This window comes from Mycolicibacterium sp. XJ870 (assembly GCF_053483975.1).
In genome coordinates this window covers 1-19,690 of the sequence record NZ_JBEFTI010000012.1, presented here as the reverse complement: position 1 = coordinate 19,690, position 19,690 = coordinate 1, and the positions used below count along the sequence as shown (strand labels likewise).

The 19,690-nt window shown below is 66.9% G+C and carries 20 protein-coding genes; 11 read left to right on the top strand and 9 right to left on the bottom strand.

From position 1 onward, the window contains the following. Positions 1-41: 41 nt before the first annotated feature. The gene (locus tag ABQF30_RS28250) at positions 42-779 is read left to right on the top strand and encodes an HAD family hydrolase (protein ID WP_448470128.1); all 738 of its coding nucleotides are present in this window, start codon (positions 42-44) and stop codon (positions 777-779) included. A gap of 30 nt (positions 780-809) precedes the next feature. Here ABQF30_RS28250 and ABQF30_RS28245 read toward each other — a convergent pair whose 3' ends face one another. Further along, positions 810-1,886 carry an NAD(P)H-dependent amine dehydrogenase family protein gene (locus ABQF30_RS28245; protein WP_448470126.1) on the bottom strand — a complete coding sequence of 359 codons (1,077 nt, stop codon included), beginning with the start codon at positions 1,884-1,886 and terminating at the stop codon, positions 810-812. A 79-nt stretch (positions 1,887-1,965) separates the two neighbouring features. Between ABQF30_RS28245 and ABQF30_RS28240 the strand changes: the two genes are divergently transcribed. From ABQF30_RS28240 to ABQF30_RS28225, 4 genes are all read left to right on the top strand, one after another. Then, positions 1,966-2,703 (top strand): glucose 1-dehydrogenase, encoded by a 738-nt coding sequence (locus ABQF30_RS28240; protein ID WP_448470124.1) that lies wholly within the window; start codon positions 1,966-1,968, stop codon positions 2,701-2,703. A 70-nt stretch (positions 2,704-2,773) separates the two neighbouring features. Beyond that, the gene (locus ABQF30_RS28235) at positions 2,774-2,998 is read left to right on the top strand and encodes a hypothetical protein (RefSeq protein ID WP_448470122.1); all 225 of its coding nucleotides are present in this window, start codon (positions 2,774-2,776) and stop codon (positions 2,996-2,998) included. 55 nt (positions 2,999-3,053) lie between these two features. After that, positions 3,054-4,280 carry an enhanced intracellular survival protein Eis gene (locus ABQF30_RS28230; RefSeq protein WP_448470120.1) on the top strand — a complete coding sequence of 409 codons (1,227 nt, stop codon included), beginning with the start codon at positions 3,054-3,056 and terminating at the stop codon, positions 4,278-4,280. Between the two features lie 43 nt (positions 4,281-4,323). Further along, positions 4,324-5,583 carry a competence/damage-inducible protein A gene (locus tag ABQF30_RS28225; protein WP_448470118.1) on the top strand — a complete coding sequence of 420 codons (1,260 nt, stop codon included), beginning with the start codon at positions 4,324-4,326 and terminating at the stop codon, positions 5,581-5,583. 32 nt (positions 5,584-5,615) lie between these two features. Here ABQF30_RS28225 and ABQF30_RS28220 read toward each other — a convergent pair whose 3' ends face one another. The 6 genes from ABQF30_RS28220 to ABQF30_RS28195 all read right to left on the bottom strand — a co-directional run bounded on the left by ABQF30_RS28220 (position 5,616) and on the right by ABQF30_RS28195 (position 11,752). Further along, positions 5,616-6,275 carry an MBL fold metallo-hydrolase gene (locus ABQF30_RS28220; RefSeq protein WP_448470116.1) on the bottom strand — a complete coding sequence of 220 codons (660 nt, stop codon included), beginning with the start codon at positions 6,273-6,275 and terminating at the stop codon, positions 5,616-5,618. A gap of 43 nt (positions 6,276-6,318) precedes the next feature. Further along, positions 6,319-7,230, bottom strand: coding sequence for an alpha/beta fold hydrolase (locus ABQF30_RS28215; protein WP_448470114.1), 912 nt, complete (start codon positions 7,228-7,230; stop codon positions 6,319-6,321). Between the two features lie 25 nt (positions 7,231-7,255). Continuing rightward, positions 7,256-8,158: a fructose bisphosphate aldolase gene (locus ABQF30_RS28210; protein ID WP_448470112.1), complete on the bottom strand. Its 903-nt coding sequence runs from the start codon at positions 8,156-8,158 to the stop codon at positions 7,256-7,258. Between the two features lie 83 nt (positions 8,159-8,241). Further along, complete coding sequence (locus ABQF30_RS28205; RefSeq protein WP_448470110.1) at positions 8,242-9,648, bottom strand: pyridoxal phosphate-dependent decarboxylase family protein; 1,407 nt, start codon at positions 9,646-9,648, stop codon at positions 8,242-8,244. A 23-nt stretch (positions 9,649-9,671) separates the two neighbouring features. Further along, positions 9,672-11,147 (bottom strand): amidase, encoded by a 1,476-nt coding sequence (locus ABQF30_RS28200; RefSeq protein WP_448470108.1) that lies wholly within the window; start codon positions 11,145-11,147, stop codon positions 9,672-9,674. Positions 11,148-11,152: 5 nt separating this feature from the next. Continuing rightward, a complete protein-coding gene (locus ABQF30_RS28195) occupies positions 11,153-11,752 on the bottom strand; it encodes a hypothetical protein (protein WP_448470106.1) in 600 nt (199 codons plus the stop codon). 468 nt (positions 11,753-12,220) lie between these two features. Here ABQF30_RS28195 and ABQF30_RS28190 point away from each other — a divergent pair, with 468 nt between their 5' ends. Genes ABQF30_RS28190 through ABQF30_RS28170 form a run of 5 tightly spaced genes read left to right on the top strand, consistent with a single transcriptional unit; the run spans position 12,221 to position 16,819 of the window. After that, positions 12,221-13,186, top strand: coding sequence for a TauD/TfdA dioxygenase family protein (locus ABQF30_RS28190; RefSeq protein ID WP_448470104.1), 966 nt, complete (start codon positions 12,221-12,223; stop codon positions 13,184-13,186). 1 nt (position 13,187) lies between these two features. Next, on the top strand, positions 13,188-14,051 hold the full coding sequence (locus ABQF30_RS28185) for an ABC transporter permease (protein WP_448470102.1): 864 nt from the start codon (positions 13,188-13,190) through the stop codon (positions 14,049-14,051). Further along, positions 14,038-14,781: an ABC transporter ATP-binding protein gene (locus ABQF30_RS28180; RefSeq protein ID WP_448470100.1), complete on the top strand. Its 744-nt coding sequence runs from the start codon at positions 14,038-14,040 to the stop codon at positions 14,779-14,781. Before ABQF30_RS28185 ends, ABQF30_RS28180 begins: the two co-directional genes overlap by 14 nt. Positions 14,782-14,811: 30 nt before the next feature. Then, complete coding sequence (locus ABQF30_RS28175) at positions 14,812-15,882, top strand: PhnD/SsuA/transferrin family substrate-binding protein (RefSeq protein ID WP_448470098.1); 1,071 nt, start codon at positions 14,812-14,814, stop codon at positions 15,880-15,882. Between the two features lie 19 nt (positions 15,883-15,901). Then, a complete protein-coding gene (locus ABQF30_RS28170; protein ID WP_448470096.1) occupies positions 15,902-16,819 on the top strand; it encodes a TauD/TfdA dioxygenase family protein in 918 nt (305 codons plus the stop codon). A gap of 4 nt (positions 16,820-16,823) precedes the next feature. Here the strand turns inward: ABQF30_RS28170 and yaaA are convergent, their stop codons facing one another. Beyond that, entirely contained in the window at positions 16,824-17,570 is a 747-nt protein-coding gene (gene yaaA / locus ABQF30_RS28165) for a peroxide stress protein YaaA (RefSeq protein ID WP_448470094.1), read from the bottom strand. Between the two features lie 61 nt (positions 17,571-17,631). After that, the gene (locus ABQF30_RS28160) at positions 17,632-18,288 is read right to left on the bottom strand and encodes a peptidoglycan endopeptidase (protein WP_448470092.1); all 657 of its coding nucleotides are present in this window, start codon (positions 18,286-18,288) and stop codon (positions 17,632-17,634) included. Between the two features lie 552 nt (positions 18,289-18,840). Here ABQF30_RS28160 and ABQF30_RS28155 point away from each other — a divergent pair. Then, positions 18,841-19,605: an ArsR/SmtB family transcription factor gene (locus ABQF30_RS28155; RefSeq protein WP_448470470.1), complete on the top strand. Its 765-nt coding sequence runs from the start codon at positions 18,841-18,843 to the stop codon at positions 19,603-19,605. Positions 19,606-19,690: the final 85 nt, after the last annotated feature.

The window sequence follows — 19,690 nt, the reverse complement described above, 5'->3', positions numbered from 1 at the left end:
CGGATTCGCCCGTGAGCCCAGACCCTTGGTGTACTTGTTTGATGGCACGCACCTTGTCGCCCCCCGAATCTCTCGCAGAGATCGGCTCGGGACCGGGCGGTGCGCGGGTCGGCGCGTTCTTCGACCTTGACGGCACCCTGGTCGACGGGTTCACCGCAACCGCCCACGCGCGACACCGCATCCGGCAGCGGCAGGCCGCCTTCGGCGAGATCCTCGGAATCATCGAGGCCTCGATCCGGTATCGCATCGGCCGGATGCCGTTCGAGCGGCTCCTGGGTCGCGCCGCCGGATACCTGCGCGGCGAATCACTGGGCGAGCTGGACGAGCTCGGCGAGCTGCTGTTCGCCGAACGCTTCGCCCACCGTGTCTACCCACACATGCGTGATGTCGTGCGGCGGCATCAAGACCGGGGCCACACCGTGGCGCTGAGTTCGTCGGCCCTGACCATCCACGCCGAGCCGGTTGCCCGCCACCTCGGCATCGACCACGTGCTGTGCAATCACTTCGAAACCGACGAGCACGGCGTGCTCACGGGAGCAGTCGTCCGGCCCGTTGTGTGGGGACAGCGCAAGGCCGCCGTCGTCCAGGAGTTCTGTGCGCGCAACGACGTCGAGCTGCAACAGAGTTACTTCTACGCCGACGGGCCGGAGGACAGCGCGCTGATGCGCGTGGTGGGCCAGCCGCGGCCGGTGAATCCGCGCCCGGGACTGACTGCTGCTGCCGCCGAACATGGTTGGCCCATCCTGTCGTTGGACCGTCCGGTTGCGCGGCGCCGCTAGCTGGTCCGGCGCGCCGGATTCCTCGCGGCGTCAACCCAGCCCGTACAAACCCTTACCGGTGACCAGCGGCATGTCCAGGGTGGTCCGGATTCCCGGCGGTGCGGCCACCACATCGGGGATGGCGTTGACGATGCGGCCGGCGGCGGCCACGATCGCGGCGTGGTTGTGGTCGCCCTTACGGCTGGTGGGGCAGATGTCGACCGCGTAGGACGGTTCGCCGACGATCTCGACGCGGTATGAGCCACCGGGTTGAGCCGGCTGCGCCCAGTCAGGTCGCAGGTCGCCGCGCAGCCGGGTGACGTGCTCGATGACGATCACCGGTTCGCCCTTGACCATGCCGCGGATCTCGAACCGCAGCGCCGCCACGGTGCCTTTCTCGACGTGGCCGACGGCGATGTCGAAGGCCTCGGGCGCCGGCTCCTTCTCGCACACTTCGGTGATGTCGTCGATCTCGATACCCAGCCCGGCGGCGAGCTGCCGGATCGAGGTACCCCACGCGATGCTCAGCACGCCCGGCTGGAACAGGATCGGCGTCTCGTCGAGCGGTTTGGCGAAGCCCATCACGTCGAACATGACGGTGGCGCCGTCGTACGTGGCGTAGTCGGCGATCTCCATGCAGCGGACCTGCTCGATGCTCTGGCACGTTCCGGCCAGTGCGAACGGGATCAGGTCGTTGGCGAAGCCGGGATCGACCCCGGTGATGAACAGGCTCGCGTTGCCGGCCTGGGCAGCCTCCTCGATGCCCGCGATGTATTTGCCGGGCATGAGTTTCCAGGGGAACTGCAGGCTGACGGGAGACGACCCGACGACATTGATGCCGGCAGCCAGCAGGCGCACCACGTCGGCGATGGCCTCGGGACCGCGGGTGTCGCCCATCGCGCAGTACACCGCGCAGTCCGGTTTGGCAGCGATCACGGCGTCGAGGTCGTTGACGGCGGCAACACCGGTGGAGATGTCCAGTCCGGCAAGCTCACCCGCGTCTTTGCCGACCTTGGCTTCGGTGGAGACGCACAGTGTCGTGAGCTCGTAGGCGGGGTTGGTGAGCAGCCCGGTCAGGGCCAGGCGGCCGACGTTTCCAGTACCGATGTGGGCGACGCGGATGGCCATGGGAACGAAGTATGCCCACTCGGCGAGAAAATTGGAACAGGTTCTAATTCCGGCACGCGCTGCGGTACCCTCACCCGTCATGGGACGGGTTGACGGAAAAGTTGCACTGATCAGTGGTGGCGCACGCGGTATGGGCGCCGAACACGCCCGGGCGCTGGTGGCCGAAGGGGCCAAAGTGGTCATCGGCGACATCCTCGACGACGAGGGCAAGACACTGGCCGCCGAACTCGGCGAGGCCGCCCGCTACGTGCATCTCGACGTCACCGAGGCTGACCAGTGGGACGCTGCGGTCGCGACCGCGACCACCGATTTCGGGCTGCTCAACGTGCTGGTCAACAACGCGGGCATCGTGGCGCTCGGGCAGATCGGCAAATTCGACATGGCCCAGTGGCAGAAGGTCATTGACGTCAATCTGACGGGGACGTTCCTCGGCATGCAGGCATCGGTCAAGGCGATGAAAGCCGCAGGCGGCGGATCGATCATCAACGTGTCGTCCATCGAGGGCCTCCGCGGCGCGGCCATGGTGCATCCGTATGTTGCCTCGAAGTGGGCGGTGCGCGGTCTGACGAAGTCGGCGGCGCTGGAACTCGGGGCGAAGCAGATCCGGGTCAACTCGATTCACCCTGGCTTCATCCGGACCCCGATGACCGAGCATTTCCCCGACGACATGCTGACCATTCCGCTCGGCCGACCCGGGCAGCCCGAGGAGGTCTCGAGCTTCGTGGTGTTCCTGGCCTCTGACGAATCACGTTATGCGACCGGAGCCGAATTCGTGATGGACGGCGGCCTCGTGAACGACGTTCCGCACAAGCTCTGAGACCCACCGGCGTGTGGCCGCAGCGGTGGTCGTGCCGATCGACCAGCGGGTCCGACGATAGGATCGGCCCATGACCACAACCGACGAACGCCAGGAACTGGGCCAGTTGGCCGAGTCGGGCGGATGGCTGCACCGGGACCTCGACCGAGTCGACGTCTACCACCGGGGCGCCAACCGGGTCCGGGTGGTCTGGCAGGGATCGAGCACGATCAGCGGTGCCACCCTGTACCAGGACGACATCATGACCACCTACACCCGCGACCTGCCGACCGTCGGCGCCTGGCTCAGGCGCTGATCAACCCGAAAATTCGGTCGCGGCGGAACGCCGCGGTGTGGCAGCGTCGACTTCTGTGATCGATACCGGTAGACCGCTGGCCGTGCAGAGCATCACCGACGCCGACTGGGCGCGGATGGCATTGCTGGGCGGTGTCGCGTTCGGCGGAATCGGCAACCCGGAGTCGGCGGCCGCGTGGCGGTCGATGGTGCCGGCCGATGGCGCCGTGGTGGTGCGCGACGGCACTGACGCCACAGCCGCCGATGCCGACATCGTGGGCCAGGCGATCTATCTGGACATGGCACTGACCGTGCCTGGCGGAGCGGTGCTTCCGATGGCCGGGATCAGCTTTGTCGCGGTCGCGCCGACGCACCGGCGGCGCGGCATATTGCGTGCCATGTACACCGAGTTGCATGAACGGATCGCCGACGCGAAGTATCCGATCGCGGCGTTGACGGCCAGCGAGGGCGGCATCTACGGCCGCTTCGGGTACGGCCCGGCGACGACCGTGCAGGAAGTGTCGATCGACCGGCGGTTCGCGCAGTTCCACCGGTCGGCCCCTGACCCCGGTGGCGTGCGGATCGTCAAGCCCGCCGACCACCGCGACGACTTCGCCGACATCTATGACCGTTGGCGCCGGGGCACACCCGGCGGGCTGGCCCGGCCGACGGCACTGTGGGATGACCTGCTCGCCGACCGGGAGAACGACCGCGGCGGCGGCACCGAGTGGTTCTCCTTCCTGCACCCCGACGGTTACGTGCTGTACCGGATACACGGCGACGACCCGAAGGTGGTGCGTGTCGGCGAGTTCACCGCCGTCACCGGCGGCGCACATGTAGCCCTGTGGCGCGCCTTGCTCGGCCTCGATCTGATGGAGAAGGTCATCATCGGGACTCATCCCGGCGATGCGTTGCCCTACCTGCTCAGCGACCCGAGGCTGGCGCGCGTCACCTCGAGCGCAGACGACCTCTGGGTGCGCATCATGGACATCCCGACCGCTCTGGAGGCCCGGCGGTATCAGGCCGACCTGACCACGGTGCTCGAGGTCGCTGACGGCTTCCGCAGTGACGGTGGACGATTCGCGTTGCAGATCGCTGGCGGCCGGGCCCGGTGTACGCCCACTGACGCGCCCGCGGACGTCCACCTCGATCTCGATGTGCTCGGCAGCTTGTACCTGGGCGCCCATCGTGCCGACGGCTTTGCGGCGGCAAACCGCTTGCGCAGCAATGATTCCGAACTGATTCACCGGCTCGGGGCAGCGTTCGTCAGCGACGTCCCGGCCGAGCTGGGCTACGGCTTCTGAGTCGCATCGACCGGGCGTTTCCCCGGTGCGTAGTGTGCAACTGGTGACCGTACGCGCAGGCATCGTCGTAACCGGGACGGAAGTCCTCACCGGCCGGATCCAGGATCGTAACGGGCCGTGGCTGGCCGATCAGCTCCTCGAGTTGGGGGTCGAGCTCGCGCACATCACGATCTGCGGCGACCGGCCCGACGATATCGATGCGCAGCTGCGGTTTCTGGCCGCAGAAGGGGTGGATCTGATCGTCACCAGCGGCGGCCTGGGGCCGACCGCAGACGACCTCACCGTGGCGACCGTGGCCGAGTTCTGTGGTCAGGAACTCGTTTTGGACGAGGCGCTGGAGGAACGGATCGCAGCGATCCTGCGCAAGCTGATGGGGGCGCGCGCCGATGTGGACTTCGACGCGGTGCGCGCCGCCAACCGCAAACAGGCCCTGGTGCCGGTAAGTGCGGAGATCCTCGAACCCGTCGGTACCGCTCCCGGCGTGGTCGTGCCGGGAAACCCGACGGTCGTGGTGCTGCCCGGCCCACCGCGCGAATTGCAGCCGATGTGGTCGCGGGCCGTCGCCACCGAGACTGTGCAGCAAGCCATCTCGGGCCGCACCGTGTACCGGCAGGAAATGGTACGCATGTTCGGCCTGGCCGAATCCGCTCTAGCCGAGACGCTGCGTGATGCCCAGCAGTCGATCGCCGGCTTCGACGCGCTCGAGATCACCACCTGCCTACGGCGCGGTGAATTGGAGATCGTCACCCGATATGAACCTTCCGCCGCAGAGTCCTACGCCGAACTTCTCGCGGTGTTGCGCGATCGGCACGGCGACGCGGTGTACTCCGAAGACGGCGCGACGGTGGACGATCAGGTCGCCGCGCTGCTGGCCGGCCGTCGCATCGCGACGGCGGAATCCTGCACTGCCGGGTTGCTGGCGGCCCGCCTGACGGATCAGCCCGGCTCGTCGGATTACTTCACCGGCGGGGTCGTCGCCTACGCCAACGAAGCCAAGGCCGAACTGCTCAACGTGGATCCGGTGCTGATCGCCGAGCACGGCGCCGTCTCCGAGCCGGTCGCCGAGGCGATGGCGGCCGGGGCACTGCATCACTTCGGCGCCGACACCGCGGTGGCGATCACCGGCATCGCCGGCCCCGGCGGCGGCACACCGGACAAGCCGGTCGGCACCGTGTGCTTCACGGTGCGGGCCGCCGGGGTGGCGCTCACCCGGACCGTCCGGCTCCCCGGCAACCGGTCTGACATCCGGGAGCGGTCGACGACGGTGGCGATGCACATGCTGCGCCGGGCGCTGACTGGGTAGACCACGTCGATCTCGATGCGGTGGCGTCCCGGTCAGCGCGTCACGGGAACCGTGGTCAGCGCCTCGGCCACGCAGTCCGACCACGCCCGCTCGCCGAGCACCGTGACGGCGTGGGCGCCGTATGCGCTGGAGATGACCACGTCGGGCTCCAGGGTCGCGAGCAGCTGCAGGCTCTCGGTCATCGCGCCCGCATCGCCGACTTCGGGGATGACGAACGTCGACCATCGGCCGTTGTCGTCGACGAACATGGTGTCGCCGGTGAACAGATACCGGCCCTCGGCACCGGTTACCAGGTAGCTGGTGCTCCCCGGGGTGTGCCCAGGCGTGGGAATCACCTCCACGGCGTTGCTGTCGACGTATCGGCCGGCCACTGGAACATCGATGTGCGCGTGGCGACCGATCGTCGCCAATTCGGCTGCCGGCGCGTGTAGACGCGCTCCGAACCGGTCGGCGACGCGGGCCAGCATCGGCCCTGCCTCGTCCTGATGCGACAGGTAATGGTCGTCCACCCCGCCAAGTGATTCGATGGCGGCGAAGTCGGCATCGGAAGCCGGGCAGTAGAACAACGCATTGGAAGAAGGCCTGTGCCCGTCGGCCTTCCACAGGTACGCGTGGGTGGTCAACCCTGGAAACGGTGAGTCGGTGCGGGTTTCCCAGAGGTCGGCCCGGATCTGGGTCATCGTGGCTGTCATAACCGCAGTTTCGACCCTCAACATTGGTTGAGGTCAAGCATGCTCAGATCCGCGAGTTGTCCCAGATGTCGGTCATGGCTCGCATGATGTCCTGTGCGCAGCCCAGCCCGCCGAGATGACTCTCGTAGGGCAATTCGGTGAGCTCTGCCTCGGGCAGCCTGGCGACTGCGTGCTGGCCGTGGGAGAACGGGACGATGTGGTCGTGGTCGCCGTGCCACCACCGCACCGGAACTTTGACCTCGTCGAGTCGGAAGCCCCAGTCCCGGGTGAACACCACGATGTCGTAGAACGGCGCGGCCAACTGCTTACGACTGCCGTTGAGCAGATCATCGAGGAACATGGCCTTGAACTCCGGCCGGGCTAGCATCCGCCGGTCGCCCTCGGGTGATATCCGCGCGTAGATCTCCAACGCGGGGGAGGCCACCGGACGAATGAGACGGATCAATCCCGACGCAGCCAACCGAATCGGCGCGCCCGCGAATTGGAGCAGCGGGGCGACCGCGGCCCCGAGTTCCATCAAGCCACTGCTGATGGCGTCGGGGCCGATCATCGGGGCGACGCCGCCGAGCACCCCGATGGCGACGACACGGTCGGGCATCGCGGCCGCGCACGCCAGGGTGTACGGCCCGCCTCCGGACAGACCGACGACCGCCATCTTGTCGATCCCCAGCGTGTCGGCGATCGTGCGTAGATCCTCGGCAAAATCCAGCACCGTCTCGTACTGGTGCGGCGTGGACGACCCGATACCGGGCCGGTCCACGCCGATCAGCCGAATGTGGTTCTGCTCGGCGTACAGCCGGGCCTCCGTCGGGATCTGGCGGCGCGCCCCGGGGGTGCCGTGCAGCCAGAAGATGGCCCGCCCCTGCGGATCACCGAACTCGGCGAATCCGATCTGGCGATCATCGCCGACGGCGATGTTGCCTTCCAGCTTGGGACGGTCGATCGGGATAACCATGTCTGCGCGTCCGCCGTTTTCGGGACTAGCCCGCGACCGAGGCGGTGTAGATCGACTGGATCGACTTGTCCAGCGTCGAGTTGAACTCGTCGTCGCTCTGCTGGGCGGACAAACCCTCGGTCAGCGCCCGGCTGAAGCTGGCGATGACGCCGCTGTTCTGCGCGAGCAGCGCGTTCGCGTCGTCGCGTGAGTAGCCACCGGACAGCGCGACCACCCGCATCACCTTGGGATGGTCGACCAGCGACTTGTAGTGGTTGGCCGCGGTCGGCAGAGTCAGCTTCAACATCACCTGCTGATCGTCGGGCAGCTCGTCGAGGTTCTTGGCGATCTCGTCGCGCAGCAGGTCCTCGGCCTCGGCCTTGTCCGGAATCGAGATCGTTACCTCGGGCTCGATGATCGGGATCAGCCCGTGCGAGAGCACCTGCTTGGCCACCTCGAACTGTTGGGCCACCGCCGCGGCAACGCCTGCGGGATTGGCAGCGCCGATCACGGAACGCTCCTTGGTGCCGAAGACGCCGTTGCGGACCGCGCGGGCCAACAGGTCGTCCAGAGCAGGCATCGGCTTCATCAGCTGCACCCCGTCGGCAGCCTCGGCCAGGCCCTTGTCGATCTTGAGCAGCGGCACGACGCCCTTGTCCTCCCAGAGGAAGGTCGCCGAGGGCTTGCCTTCGATGGAGCGGTCCATGGTCTGCTCGAACAGGATCGCGGCCAGTACCCGGTCGCCGGTGAACGCGGGCGAGGTGATGATGCGTGACCGCATCTGGTGAATCAGGTCGAACATCTCTTCTTCGGAGGAGTAGGCGCTTTCCTCCACCCCGTAAAGCCGCAGCGCCTTGGGGGTCGACCCGCCGCTTTGGTCGAGTGCGGCGACGAAGCCCTTGCCCGAGGTCATCTTGTCGGCCTGCTGCTGATTCACTTGGTTCGTCATGACGGGGTGCCCACTCCTTTGAAGACGTGTACTGCAGTTCGTCTCAGAGGATATTCGCAGGCGATCTGCACCCGGACCCCACCTCAGTTCGGTGCGCTCAGTGCGGTCCGAACGGCCTCGGCGATCGCAGTCGCCGACCGGTCCACGTCGTCGTCGCCGGTGGCCCAATTCGAGAACGACACCCGCAACACGTACTCGCCGTTCCAGGTGGTGCCGCCCAGCCAGCAGGTGCCGTCGGCCTGGATCGCCGCCACCGCCCGCCGGGTGGCCTCGTCACCACCGGGCAAGCGGACCAGCACCTGGTTGAGGACGACATCGTTGAGCACCTCGGCGCCGGGAACGCCGGACTGGAGCAGCCGCGCCATCCGGCGCGCCTGCGCGCAATTGCGTTCCACCAGGTCAGCGACGCCGACTCGGCCGAGTGAGCGCAGCGCCGCGTACACCGGCACCGACCGCGCCCGACGCGAACTCTCCGGAACGAAGTTGGTGCTGTCGCGCTGGCCGGGGTCTGCCACCAGATACGGGCCCGCCAAACCGGTCGCCGCCACATGCGCATCCGGGTCGGCCACGATCGCCATCGCGCTGTCGTAGGGAACATTGAGCCATTTGTGGGCATCCACCGCCCACGAGTCCGCCCGCACCGCGCCCGCGGTGAGATGGCGGGTGGAAGGCGCCGCCGCGGCCCACAGCCCGAACGCACCGTCGACGTGCAACCAGGCATCGTGCGCCGCGCACACATCGGCGATCGCCTCGAGATCGTCGAAGGCGCCGGTGGCCACGTTCCCGGCCTGCGCGCACACCACAACCGGCCCCTCGTCGTTGGCGAGTGCGGCCCGCAGTGCGTCCGGCCGCATCCTGCCCTGGTCGTCTGCCGCCACGCGCACCGCAGCCGCTTCGCCGAGCCCGAGCAGTCGCAACGAGGCGTAGATGGTGGCGTGGGCCTGCGCCCCGCAGAGCACCCGGAGCCGGGGAGCGCCGATCAGCCCGTCGCGGCTGACGTCCCAGCCGGCCCGGGCCAACACAGCGTGACGCGCGGCGGCAAGACCGGTGGTGTTGGCCGCCTGGGCACCGGTGACGAACCCGACGCTGGCGCTCGACGGCAGCCCCAGCAGCCCCAGCACCCAGCCCGCGGCGATCTCCTCGACAGCCGCCGCAGCCGGTGACAGCGAATGGAATGCAGCGCACTGGTCCCACGCGGACACCAGCCAGTCCGCACTCAGCGCAGCCGGCAGCGCGCCGCCGATGACGAAACCGAAGTGCCGCGGTCCGGCGCTGGCCACCAGGCCGGGCTCGGCTCCGGCGGCGAGCGCCTCGATGACGGCACCGGGATCCTCTCCACGTTCGGGCAGCGGGCCGCCGAGGCGGTCACGCACGGCCGCCGCGTCGCTGCGGGCGGCGACCGGCCGGTCATCGAGACCCGTGAGGTACGCCTCGGCGAGGGCGGCCGCGGTGCGCAGCCCGGCAGTGCGATCGGGGCGAGAATTCGGCATGAGCCGACCTTACGAGCTCGTCGTCAGGCGGTATCGCTGTTCGCCACCCACCGGGCGGGCTTGCGGGCGGCCCACGGCGCCACCTGCTCGAGTTGACACGCAAGGCTGAGCAGGATCGTCTCATCGGTGGCCATCAGCTGCACGCCGATCGGTAGGCCGTCTTCGGTCATTCCGAGCGGCAACGAAATCGCCGCCCAGCCGGTGATATTGGCCAGTGCCGTCCATCCGGTGGTGGCGAATTCGACGTCGAAGAAAGCCCGCGTGGTACCGCGCGGCTGGTTCAACAGGGCATAGGGCGGAGGGCCTGTCAGCAATGTGGGTACGAGTAGCACGTCGTGCCCGGCCATTCCCGCGGCGAAACGACGGGTCTGTGCGTGGATCGCGGCGATGGCGTCCGCATATGCGACGCCGCTGGTGGTCAACCCCTCGCGGATCATCACCCAGGTGCTCGGCTCGAACTCGTCCTCGCTCGGCTCGCGACCCAGATGGCCGGTGGCGAATGCGTGCAGCTGAGCATTGCTGACGTTGTGTAGCACTGCGATTGCATCGGCCACCGCATCCGGGTCGATCGTCGGTCCGCCGGTCTCGATCCGATGTCCGAGGCTTTCCAGGAGGCGTCCGGTCGATTCGACTGTCGCGACGACGCCGGGGTCGATTCGTTCTGTGGGAAATGGGGTTGCGGTCGACATCAGCACGCGCTGGGACTGCGGCGGCCGGTCCAGCGATTGCAGGAACGACGTATCGGGCATCGCGGCGGTGTACGGATCGCCGGGAGCGCTGCCTGAGACAACGTCGAGCAAAGCCGCGCAATCGCGCACCGTCCTGGTCAACGCGTGGTTGTTGACCAAGCCTTCCAACCCGTGACCGCCGTCCGGGGCGAATGAGGATCTGCCGCGGCGGGGCTTGAGGCCGACCAGGCCGCAACACGAAGCCGGGACGCGGATCGACCCGGTGCCGTCGCCACCGGATGCGGCGGGGACCACCCCGGCGGCGACCGCGGCTGCAGAACCGCCACTGGATCCACCCGGTGTGACTGCGGACGACCAGGGGTTGACGGTGGGCCCGAACAGCACGGGCTCAGTGGTGCAGTGGTTGCCCCACTCAGGGGTGTTGGTCTTGCCGAAAATCACCAGGCCGGCATCCAGATATTGCTGCACTGTCCACGCGGAGTCCGTTGCCATATAAGTGCGCAACGCCCGCGAACCCATTGCTTCTGGCGCTCCGGCCAACGCTGCGCCGAGATCCTTGAGCAGGAAGGGCACACCGGCCAGCGGACCGCCCTGACCGTTGCGTAGTGCCGCGGACGCGTCGAGCGCCGAGGCCTGAGTTCGTCCGCGCTCGAACAAATCGGTGATCACCGCGTTGAGCGATCGGGCTTCCTCGGCCCGCATGATCGCGGCGTCGAGCAGTTCGGCGGCAGTGAGGTCACCGGCGGAGACCAGGTCGGCCTGACCGACCGCATCGACGTCGGCGAGAGCGAACGCGAGCTTGGAATCCATTTGCACTACCGCGGGGCGAGGACCACCGGGGTCGAGAGCAACTCGCGGTACTCGACCATCGGCTCGCGCTTGATGACTGTGCTGCCAGAGGTGACAAGCAGCTCGGTGGGGGACACCGCATAGCTCACGCTGTGGTTGCGCGCGACGAACTTTCGGTTCTGGGACTTCTCGGCTTTCGCGGCCAGCGCGGCATCGTCAGTCAACCGGACGCCGTGGTACTCGAAACGTCCACTGCGGTCGAGGCATATCACCACCAGGGATCCTTCGGTACGACCGATCGCCCGTGCTGACTGGGTATCTCGGCAACGGGCATCCGAGTCGATGAATCCCGACTGGTCAAATGCATACGGTGTGACGAGGGCGGCGCCGGCCTGGTCGGTCACGTTCTTCCGCGACGGTCGATCCGGGCCGACCGCCAGCATCCTGGCGCCGACCGCCTGCACAGTGTCCCGCGTCGACAGCTTCGCGGCAAGTGTGGTGATGACGACGAAGGCGGTGAGCAACGAGCTGACGATCGCAGCAGCTGCCACGCCGATTCCGACAGGCAGCCAACGGCGTTCGGGTGGCTTTCGGTGCCTTCCACCGGTGCGCGGCTGATATGACATGGACGCTGGGTAGATGACCAAGCTCGCTCCCGTACGGCGATGTGGTGGGGTTTCACAAACCAAAGCTCGCTGACGCGACCTCATATTCTGCACGATGCTGCGGGCCTCGGTGGAGAACACCCGCAATTCGTCGTGAACCACCCATGTGCCCGGTGGTGATGTCCAGCCGATAGCACTTGGTCGGCATAGTTGCTGCCGGGGCGGCACCTGGGGCGGTGCGAAAGCAGCTCCGCAACAAACACATTGAGGCCGGCAAGACCGATGAGATCGGTATGTCGCAGGCCAGAGCTTTGTGGACGGACATGTCCGGCTCGTGCGGCAACATCGCCGCGGCCCATGAGAGGAGTCCCGCTGGAGATCGCCAGAGCCGCATTCACGTCACGCCGATTCAAACCGGTAACCCCTCGCTCGATCCTCGTTAGCTTCGAATGGTCGATAACAGCAGTCACTTTCGAGGGGAGCGTGGCGATGACTTCTTCCGCGACGACCACAGCTACAACGAGCGTCACCGAGCACAGTATCGAGATCACTCCGTTGTCCGGCTGGACGGGAGCGCAGGTCGACGGCGTCGACCTGTCAGCCCCGTTGACCGGCGATCAGCTCGCGGCAATCCGCGCGGCGCTGCATCGATGGAAGGTGGTGTTCTTCCGGGATCAACACCTCGACCACGCCGCCCAGATCGCCTTTGGCGCCCAGTTCGGTGAGGTCACTCCGGGTCATCCCTACGAGGGCGATTCCGCGCCGCCGGGATTCCCGCAGATCCACACCGTGTCACCGGCAGCCTACGATCATCGGTACGGCACCAGGTACCGAAAGCGGCAGAGCCCCAACGGACCCGGCTGGCATGCGGATGTGACACCGCTGATCAACCCGCCGTCGCACTCCATCCTGCGGGCCGAGCATGTGCCCGCCTACGGCGGTGACACCCAGTTCACCAACGTCGCAGCGGTGTATGCGGGCCTGTCCGAACCCGTGCGGGCGCTGGTCGACGAGTTGCGTGCTGAGCACCGCTTCGGCTCCACGGTATCCGCCGAGCGCAGCACCGAGAAGATCGGCGACCTCGTCCGCACCAACCCGCTTGCCTCGATCCATCCGGTGGTGCGGGTTCATCCGGAGACCGGGGAGAAGGTGCTCTACGTCAACCCGTCCTTCACCCGGGAGATCGTCAACCTCGCACCTCGGGAGAGCAGGCATGTCCTGGATCTACTGTTCGAGGAGATCGCCCGGCCCGAGTACTCCGTCAGGTTCAAATGGGAGCCTGGCAGCATCGCGTTCTGGGACAACCGGGCCGCGCTGCACCTCGCACCGCGCGACTTCGAGCACATCGAGGGCGACCGGATCCTGCACCGCATCACGCTGGTGGGCGATGTCCCGGTCGGACCCGATGGTGTTGCGTCGGAATCAATCTCAGGTGACTATTTCGGAGCTGCCTGAGATGGCGACGCTCCTGTCCAGGCCTGCGGGCACCGTCCGTACCGTTCCGCCCGCCGGACTCGTCGATCCGCGGGCAGCGGTGCGCAGGTCCCAGCGCAAGCCCATCGTCCCCCGGGCCGTGCAGCGCATGCTCGGCCCGGTGCTGTTGGTCGTCGCCTGGCAGGTGCTCTCGACAACCGGGATCTTCGATGAGCGCACCGTGCCGCCGCCCACCCGGGTGGTGCGAGCGGCGTGGGCGCTGATCGCCGACGGAACGTTTCAGGAACACCTGACGGCCAGCCTGCTCCGCGTCGGATACGGCTTGGCGTTCGGCATCGCGCTGGGCCTGGGGCTGGCTCTCATCTCTGGTCTGTCCCGGGTGGGGGAGAACTTCGTCGACGCCAATATGGAAGTCCTGCGGGCGGTTCCGAACTTCGCACTGGTTCCGCTGCTCATCGTGTGGTTCGGGATCAGCGAGGTGCCCAAAATCCTGCTGATCACCCTGGCTGTCGCCGTTGCGATCTACATCAACACCTTCAGCGCAATTCGCAGCGTCGACGCAACTCTGGTGGAGGCAGCACGATCCTTCGGCGCCGGCCGTACCGAGATGATCTACCGCGTCATCATTCCCGGCTCGCTGCCCGGCTTCCTGGTCGGCCTGCGGCTTGCGCTCACGGCATCCTGGCTCTCCCTGATCTTCGCCGAGACGATCAACGCGAAGAAGGGCCTGGGGCGGATGATGACCGACGCACGCGAGTACTTCCAGATCGATGTGGTGTTCGTGCTGATCGCGGTATACGCGATTCTGGGTCTGGTCTCGATTCTGGTGGTGCGCTTCCTCGAGGGCCGGCTACTGACCTGGAGGCGGGCATATGACGGCGACTGACACTCGGGCCACCCCCGCCACGGCCGACACCGTGGTGATCGCGAGAGGTGTGCGAAAGCGCTTCGGCGACAACGTCATCCTCAACGGACTCGAATTGGAGATACGGGCCGGTGAGTTCGTCGCCCTGCTCGGCCGCAGCGGTTCGGGAAAGAGCACGTTTCTGCGGGCGCTGGGCGCCCTGGACAGTGATGTCGACGGCGAACTGAAAGTGCCACAGCGTCGCGCGATCGTGTTCCAGGATCCGCGCCTGCTGCCGTGGCAGCGGGTGCTTGCCAACGTGACGATCGGACTGCCTGTCACCACCGCAGTGCAGCGAAGCGCACTCGCGGCCCTGGCCGAAGTGAACCTTGCGGACAAGGCAAAAGCTTGGCCGCGCACATTGTCCGGCGGCGAGGCGCAGCGGGTGGCACTGGCCCGCGCGCTCGTCCGGGAACCGCAATTGCTGCTGCTCGACGAACCGTTCGGCGCGCTCGACGCACTCACCAGGATCAAGATGCACGGACTGCTCCTGGACCTGTACCGCCGGCATACCCCTGCGGTCCTACTGGTCACCCACGACGTCGACGAGGCGATCGTGCTCGCCGACCGGGTGATCGTATTGACCGACGGCGTCATATCTCTCGACGTCGAAGTCGCAGTCACCAAACCCCGCACCCGTGACTCACGCGACTTCGCCACGCTCAGAAGGCGCTTGCTCGCCGAACTCGGCGTGTCCGAGGACCAGGCCTGAACCCGTGCCCCGCGAGATGGAAAGCCGACTGTGAACCCCAAAGCCCAAACCCGGTGGAAGTACGCTGCACTACTGGTGATCCCGTTGCTCGCCAGTGCATGCGGGCTGTCCGAGGACGACGCGGGCAACGCCATCGACACGGTGCAGATAGCCACCGACACCGAGGTCCCGCCAGGCACGGCGATCATCGTTGCCGAGCAGAACGCGACCCAGTCGCTGCCGTGGAACCTGGCCAACGCCGGCCACGACGCGTCGTATGAGGTCGAGTTCGCGGACTTCAGCGGTGGCGCTGCAGTGATCGAGGCGCTGCGCTCCGGTGCCGCCGACGTCGGATCGATCGGTGAGGCTCCGGTGCCCATCGCGGTCGACAGCGGAGTCACCGACCTGGTGACCGTTGGGCTGCAGGCCAATCCGGGAACCAGCGGCGGGTACTACCTCGTCGCCCGCCCGGACAGCGGTGTCAGCGAGATCGAGGACCTGCGCGGCAAACGGGTCGCCTACCCGCCCGGTTCGGGCCGCCACATGATCACCGCGGCACTGCTCAGGCAGCATGGACTGGACCTCAAGACCGACGTGCAGCCGGTGGAACTCGCTGGGGCCGAGGTGGTTCCGACCTTTGCTGCAGGCGCCGTCGACGCGGCGATCGTGCTCGGCAACCAGTATTACCAACTGGGCGAACCGCCGATTCTCGGTGACGGCAAGGGCATCAACACCGGCATCCAGACTCTCATCGTGCGCAGGGACGTGCTCGACGACCCGGCGAAGGTCGCCGCGATCGGCGACTATGTGGGCCGGGCGGTCGCCGCCAACAACTGGAAGGACACCCACTCCGACGAGTGGATCTCCGAGTACTACGTCAAGCAGCAGGGCATCACGTTCGACCAGGGCAAAAAGCTCTACGAAGAAGACGGAATCGCCTCGTACTACCCGATCGAGGCCGACTCCACTGCGCTGTTCCAAACGGTCGCCGACGGCCTGCACCAGACCGGGACGACCAAGACACACATCGACCTCACGCCTTACGTGGACGGTCGATACAACGACATCGTCAACGCGCAGAACAAACTCGACGGCATCACACCGAAATCACTCACGTCGTAGCACAGAGGGGAAACATTCGATGACTCAACTAGCGTCTGCCCTGAGCATCCGGCCGCAATCCGGGTGGACAGGAGCCGAAATCCACGGGATCGACCTCACCGCACCATTGCGCGACGAGCACATCGCGGAAATCCGTGCGGCACTGCTCAAATGGAAGGTGGTGTTCTTCCGCGACCAGTCCATCGATCACGATGACCACCTGAGATTCGCCCGCGCATTCGGCGCGCCGACGCCTGCGCATCCACTGTTCGACTCGATACCCGACCCGGACTACCCGACGATCTATCCGATTTTCCGGGACCGGTTCAAATCCCGCTACGGCAGCAGCCGCGGATTCGACAAACCCAACTGGCACGCGGACGTCACCGCCGCGGTGAATCCGCCGGCCGCCTCGATTCTGCGCGCCGAGGAGATTCCGCCGTACGGCGGCGACACGCAGTGGTCCAACACCGTTGCCGCGTACGCCGGACTGTCAGCACCGCTGCAGCGGCTGGCCGACCGTCTGCGGGCGGTGCACCGCTTCGCGCCGCCAGACGGGGCGACCGCCACCGACGACTATCGTCGCCGGGTGGGCCGCCGGCCGCTGCTGACGGAACACCCGGTGGTGCGGGTACATCCGGAGACGGGGGAGAAGGCGCTCTACGTGAACCCCGGCTTCACAAGCCATATCGTGGACGTTTCTCCCCACGAAAGTCGACGGCTGCTCGGTCTGTTCTACGACGAGATCGCCCGGCCCGAATACACCGTGCGGTTCAAATGGGAGCCCGGCAGCATCGCGTTCTGGGACAACCGGTCGACTGTGCACCTGGCTCCGTCGGATCTGACGCTCGACCACGACCGGAGGCTGTATCGGGTGACGTTGGTCGGCGATGTGCCGCAGGGGCCAGATGGGCGGGTATCGGTGGCTTTGGACGGCGAACCGTTCGACGCGATCTGAGCGGTCAGGCCGGTACCACGACCGTCAGCTCGTTGCCGTGGCGTTCCACGCGCATGCCGGCCCGGCGGGCGACCGCTGCCACCGCGGCGGCGTCCTCGGGCTCGGCTCTGGAACTGACCAGCGCCCTGGCCAGGTGGCCCTTGTGCGCCTTGTTGAAGTGACTGACCACCGTGCGACGGCCGTCGGCATGCTCGGCGAGGACCTGGACGCGGACGGCGTCAGGTACCCGGCCGAGCGCGGCGTAGGAGCCCGAGCGTAGGTCGACGATCAGTTCCTGGCAGGCCAGATCGGCCAGCACCGGTTCCAGGACCGGGCGCCACCGTGTGCTCAGTCCGCGTTGACCGGGCAGTTTCGCAGACGCGGACAGCCGATAAGCGGGTACCGGATCGTCCGCGCGGAGCAGCCCGAACAGCGCCGAGCCGACAGCGAGCCGGGCTCGGGCCCGTCCGATCGCAGCTCCGCGCAATGAGCCGACGTCGAGCGCGTCATAAAGCACCCCGGTATAGCGATTGATCGCGGGAAGGGTGGGCGCCTGCCGCAGTTCGGCATTGCGCCGGATCTCACTGTCCTGGGCGGCGGTGAGTCCGAGTGCCTTCCGGCTGGCCGTTGGATCGGCTGCCAGGCTGACCAACTCGTCGACCAGCTCCGAACGCAGCGGGGTGAGAGCGGTGGAGCTCAAGGAGTCCAGGCGCAGCGGCGGGCCGTCCCCGCCGGCGTGCTTGGTCTCCGACGGCGGCAGGAGCACGATCACCCGCCAGAGGTTAGCGGAGGGCTCGTATCGTCCTCACTCCGACAGGTGTGAACCCCCAGGGTCAGACGGGCATTCCCGGCGGTGGTGGCGGTAGCCCGGGTGCGGGTGGAGCGGGTGGCGGCGGCACGTCCAACACGAACGACGCAGGCATTACCCCGGGGGCGGGCGGTGGCGGTGGAGGCGCGAAGGGATCGGCCGGTGGCGGTGCCGCCATGGGGGCGGGCGGTGGCGGCGGCGGTGGTGCGAACGGATCGGCCGGTGGTGGTGGCGGCGGGCCCGGAGGCAGCGGCGCTGCAGGCGGTGGCGGCGCACCGAACGGCGGTGGCGGCACGGGCGCGGGCGCTTCGGCAGCCGGCAGGTACATGTGGTGGGTGAACTGCCCTTGGTAGGCGCCCCCACCACCGATCTTCACGCCCTTGCCGCCTTCGCCTGAGGACACCGGCGTGCCGTCGGGGAGGGTGACGGCGGTGTGGCCGCTGTTCCAGCCGATCACCAGGGCGCCGGGCTGCGTCCCGTATTTGAACCCACGGGCCAGCAGGGCGCGCTCCTGGTTACCGGTGTGGAACCTGTCCCCGTATACGGGTCGGCCGGTAGCGGCATTGCTGACCCAGGAGGCCAGACCAGAGCAGTCGGTGCCGGCCGGGCTGTCCCCACCGGAAATGTACGGCGTGCCCGAAACTTGCTGGACAAGCGCCATCAACGTCGCGATAGCAAACATGCGCCGGGACATTAACAGAGCCATTTTCGGCCGCCAAAATATGTGACTCCCTTCACTATTCATGCGCGGTATGGACTGCTTCACTCAACAGTGAAGGCAGTGTCATTGCTGGTAGCCGCAATTCGGGTCTGGATACCAGGTGTGCACACCGCCGTTTGAGCGCCTGTGACGGTTCCATTCAATGTTCTTGCGCCAGTGCAATTGTGCCCGTTCCGTCACGACGGGGCGGTCGTGTCAATCACGAACCGGCTGGTGCAAACATACTGGCGCACAGGGTGTTTCGCTCAATCGCAAAGATCGCGAGCCGGGTCGGTGCCCGCATCCGTACAGTGCTCGGTAAGCGCCGACATGACGGGCGCCCACCGTCGTCGCTTTTGGGCCGCGACTTTCGATCCTGGCGAATTTCTCGGAACTGAGCGGACGGTCAGAGTTATGGCGCTGACGGCAGTCGATGGCGTCATCCGAACCGCGCTCCGGCGTTGACAGGCAGCCATTCAGCTGCATAATGACCGTGTGCAGCCGGTCGGTTGCCTATGACCGGAACGGCGGATGGTGGACGAAGTCTTCAGAGCGCTGGCCGACCCGAACCGCCGGTTGCTGCTCGACAGTCTCAACGACCGCGACGGGCAGTCACTGCGGGACTTGTGCGCGGGGCTGTCGATGGCGCGGCAATCGGTCAGTAAGCACTTGGCGGTGCTGGAGGCCGCCAATCTGGTGACGCCGGTGCGGCGCGGGCGAGAGAAGCTGCACTACCTCAACGCCGAACCGATCAACGCCATGGCTGACCGCTGGATCAACCGTTACGAACAGATCCAGGAGCATGGCCTGGATCTCCAGACGTTGGATGCCATCACCACCGAGTTCGGCTATATCACCTACATCCGCACCACTCCGGAACGGCTGTGGCAGGCGATCACCAACCCGGCGTTCTCCAGCCGCTATCTGGGTCATGCCATCGAGTCCGACTGGCAGAGGGGATCGCGCTACACCTGGATCGAGAATGGGCTGCGGATCGAGCATCCCGATCAGGTGATCCTGGAGTCCGATCCCTACCAGCGGCTCGCCTTCACCTTCCACACGTTCACGCCCGAGTTCCGCGCAATCGCCCCTGACGTCTCCGAGGAGACGATCGCCCACGCCGCGGCCGAACGGCGTTCGCGAGTGTCTTTCGACATCGAAACGCACGGCGAACAGGTCAAACTCATCGTGGTTCACGACGAGTTCGACCCGGGTAGCGCTGTGCACCAACGGATCTCACAGGGCTGGCCACTGAAGCTGTCGAGTTTGAAGAGCGCACTCGAGCTGCCCGCGCCGTAGCGCGGCCGATCTACACCGCGGCGTCCTGCGGATCACGTTGGATCGGCGCCGGCCAGGGCGCAGGGAGAGGACGCTGCCTGACCTG

Bases quoted from the DNA above. Each gene is read 5' to 3' on its own strand.
- ABQF30_RS28240 (WP_448470124.1), top strand. From the start codon at position 1,966: ATGGGACGGGTTGACGGAAAAGTTGCACTGATCAGTGGTGGCGCACGC.
- ABQF30_RS28235 (WP_448470122.1), top strand. From the start codon at position 2,774: ATGACCACAACCGACGAACGCCAGGAACTGGGCCAGTTGGCCGAGTCG.
- ABQF30_RS28185 (WP_448470102.1), top strand. From the start codon at position 13,188: ATGGCGACGCTCCTGTCCAGGCCTGCGGGCACCGTCCGTACCGTTCCG.
- ABQF30_RS28180 (WP_448470100.1), top strand. From the start codon at position 14,038: ATGACGGCGACTGACACTCGGGCCACCCCCGCCACGGCCGACACCGTG.
- ABQF30_RS28195 (WP_448470106.1), bottom strand. From the start codon at position 11,752: ATGTCATATCAGCCGCGCACCGGTGGAAGGCACCGAAAGCCACCCGAA.
- ABQF30_RS28250 (WP_448470128.1), top strand. From the start codon at position 42: ATGGCACGCACCTTGTCGCCCCCCGAATCTCTCGCAGAGATCGGCTCG.
- ABQF30_RS28200 (WP_448470108.1), bottom strand. From the start codon at position 11,147: ATGGATTCCAAGCTCGCGTTCGCTCTCGCCGACGTCGATGCGGTCGGT.
- ABQF30_RS28170 (WP_448470096.1), top strand. From the start codon at position 15,902: ATGACTCAACTAGCGTCTGCCCTGAGCATCCGGCCGCAATCCGGGTGG.
- ABQF30_RS28190 (WP_448470104.1), top strand. From the start codon at position 12,221: ATGACTTCTTCCGCGACGACCACAGCTACAACGAGCGTCACCGAGCAC.
- ABQF30_RS28210 (WP_448470112.1), bottom strand. From the start codon at position 8,158: ATGACGAACCAAGTGAATCAGCAGCAGGCCGACAAGATGACCTCGGGC.
- ABQF30_RS28205 (WP_448470110.1), bottom strand. From the start codon at position 9,648: ATGCCGAATTCTCGCCCCGATCGCACTGCCGGGCTGCGCACCGCGGCC.
- ABQF30_RS28245 (WP_448470126.1), bottom strand. From the start codon at position 1,886: ATGGCCATCCGCGTCGCCCACATCGGTACTGGAAACGTCGGCCGCCTG.
- ABQF30_RS28220 (WP_448470116.1), bottom strand. From the start codon at position 6,275: ATGACAGCCACGATGACCCAGATCCGGGCCGACCTCTGGGAAACCCGC.
- ABQF30_RS28160 (WP_448470092.1), bottom strand. From the start codon at position 18,288: ATGTTTGCTATCGCGACGTTGATGGCGCTTGTCCAGCAAGTTTCGGGC.
- ABQF30_RS28215 (WP_448470114.1), bottom strand. From the start codon at position 7,230: ATGGTTATCCCGATCGACCGTCCCAAGCTGGAAGGCAACATCGCCGTC.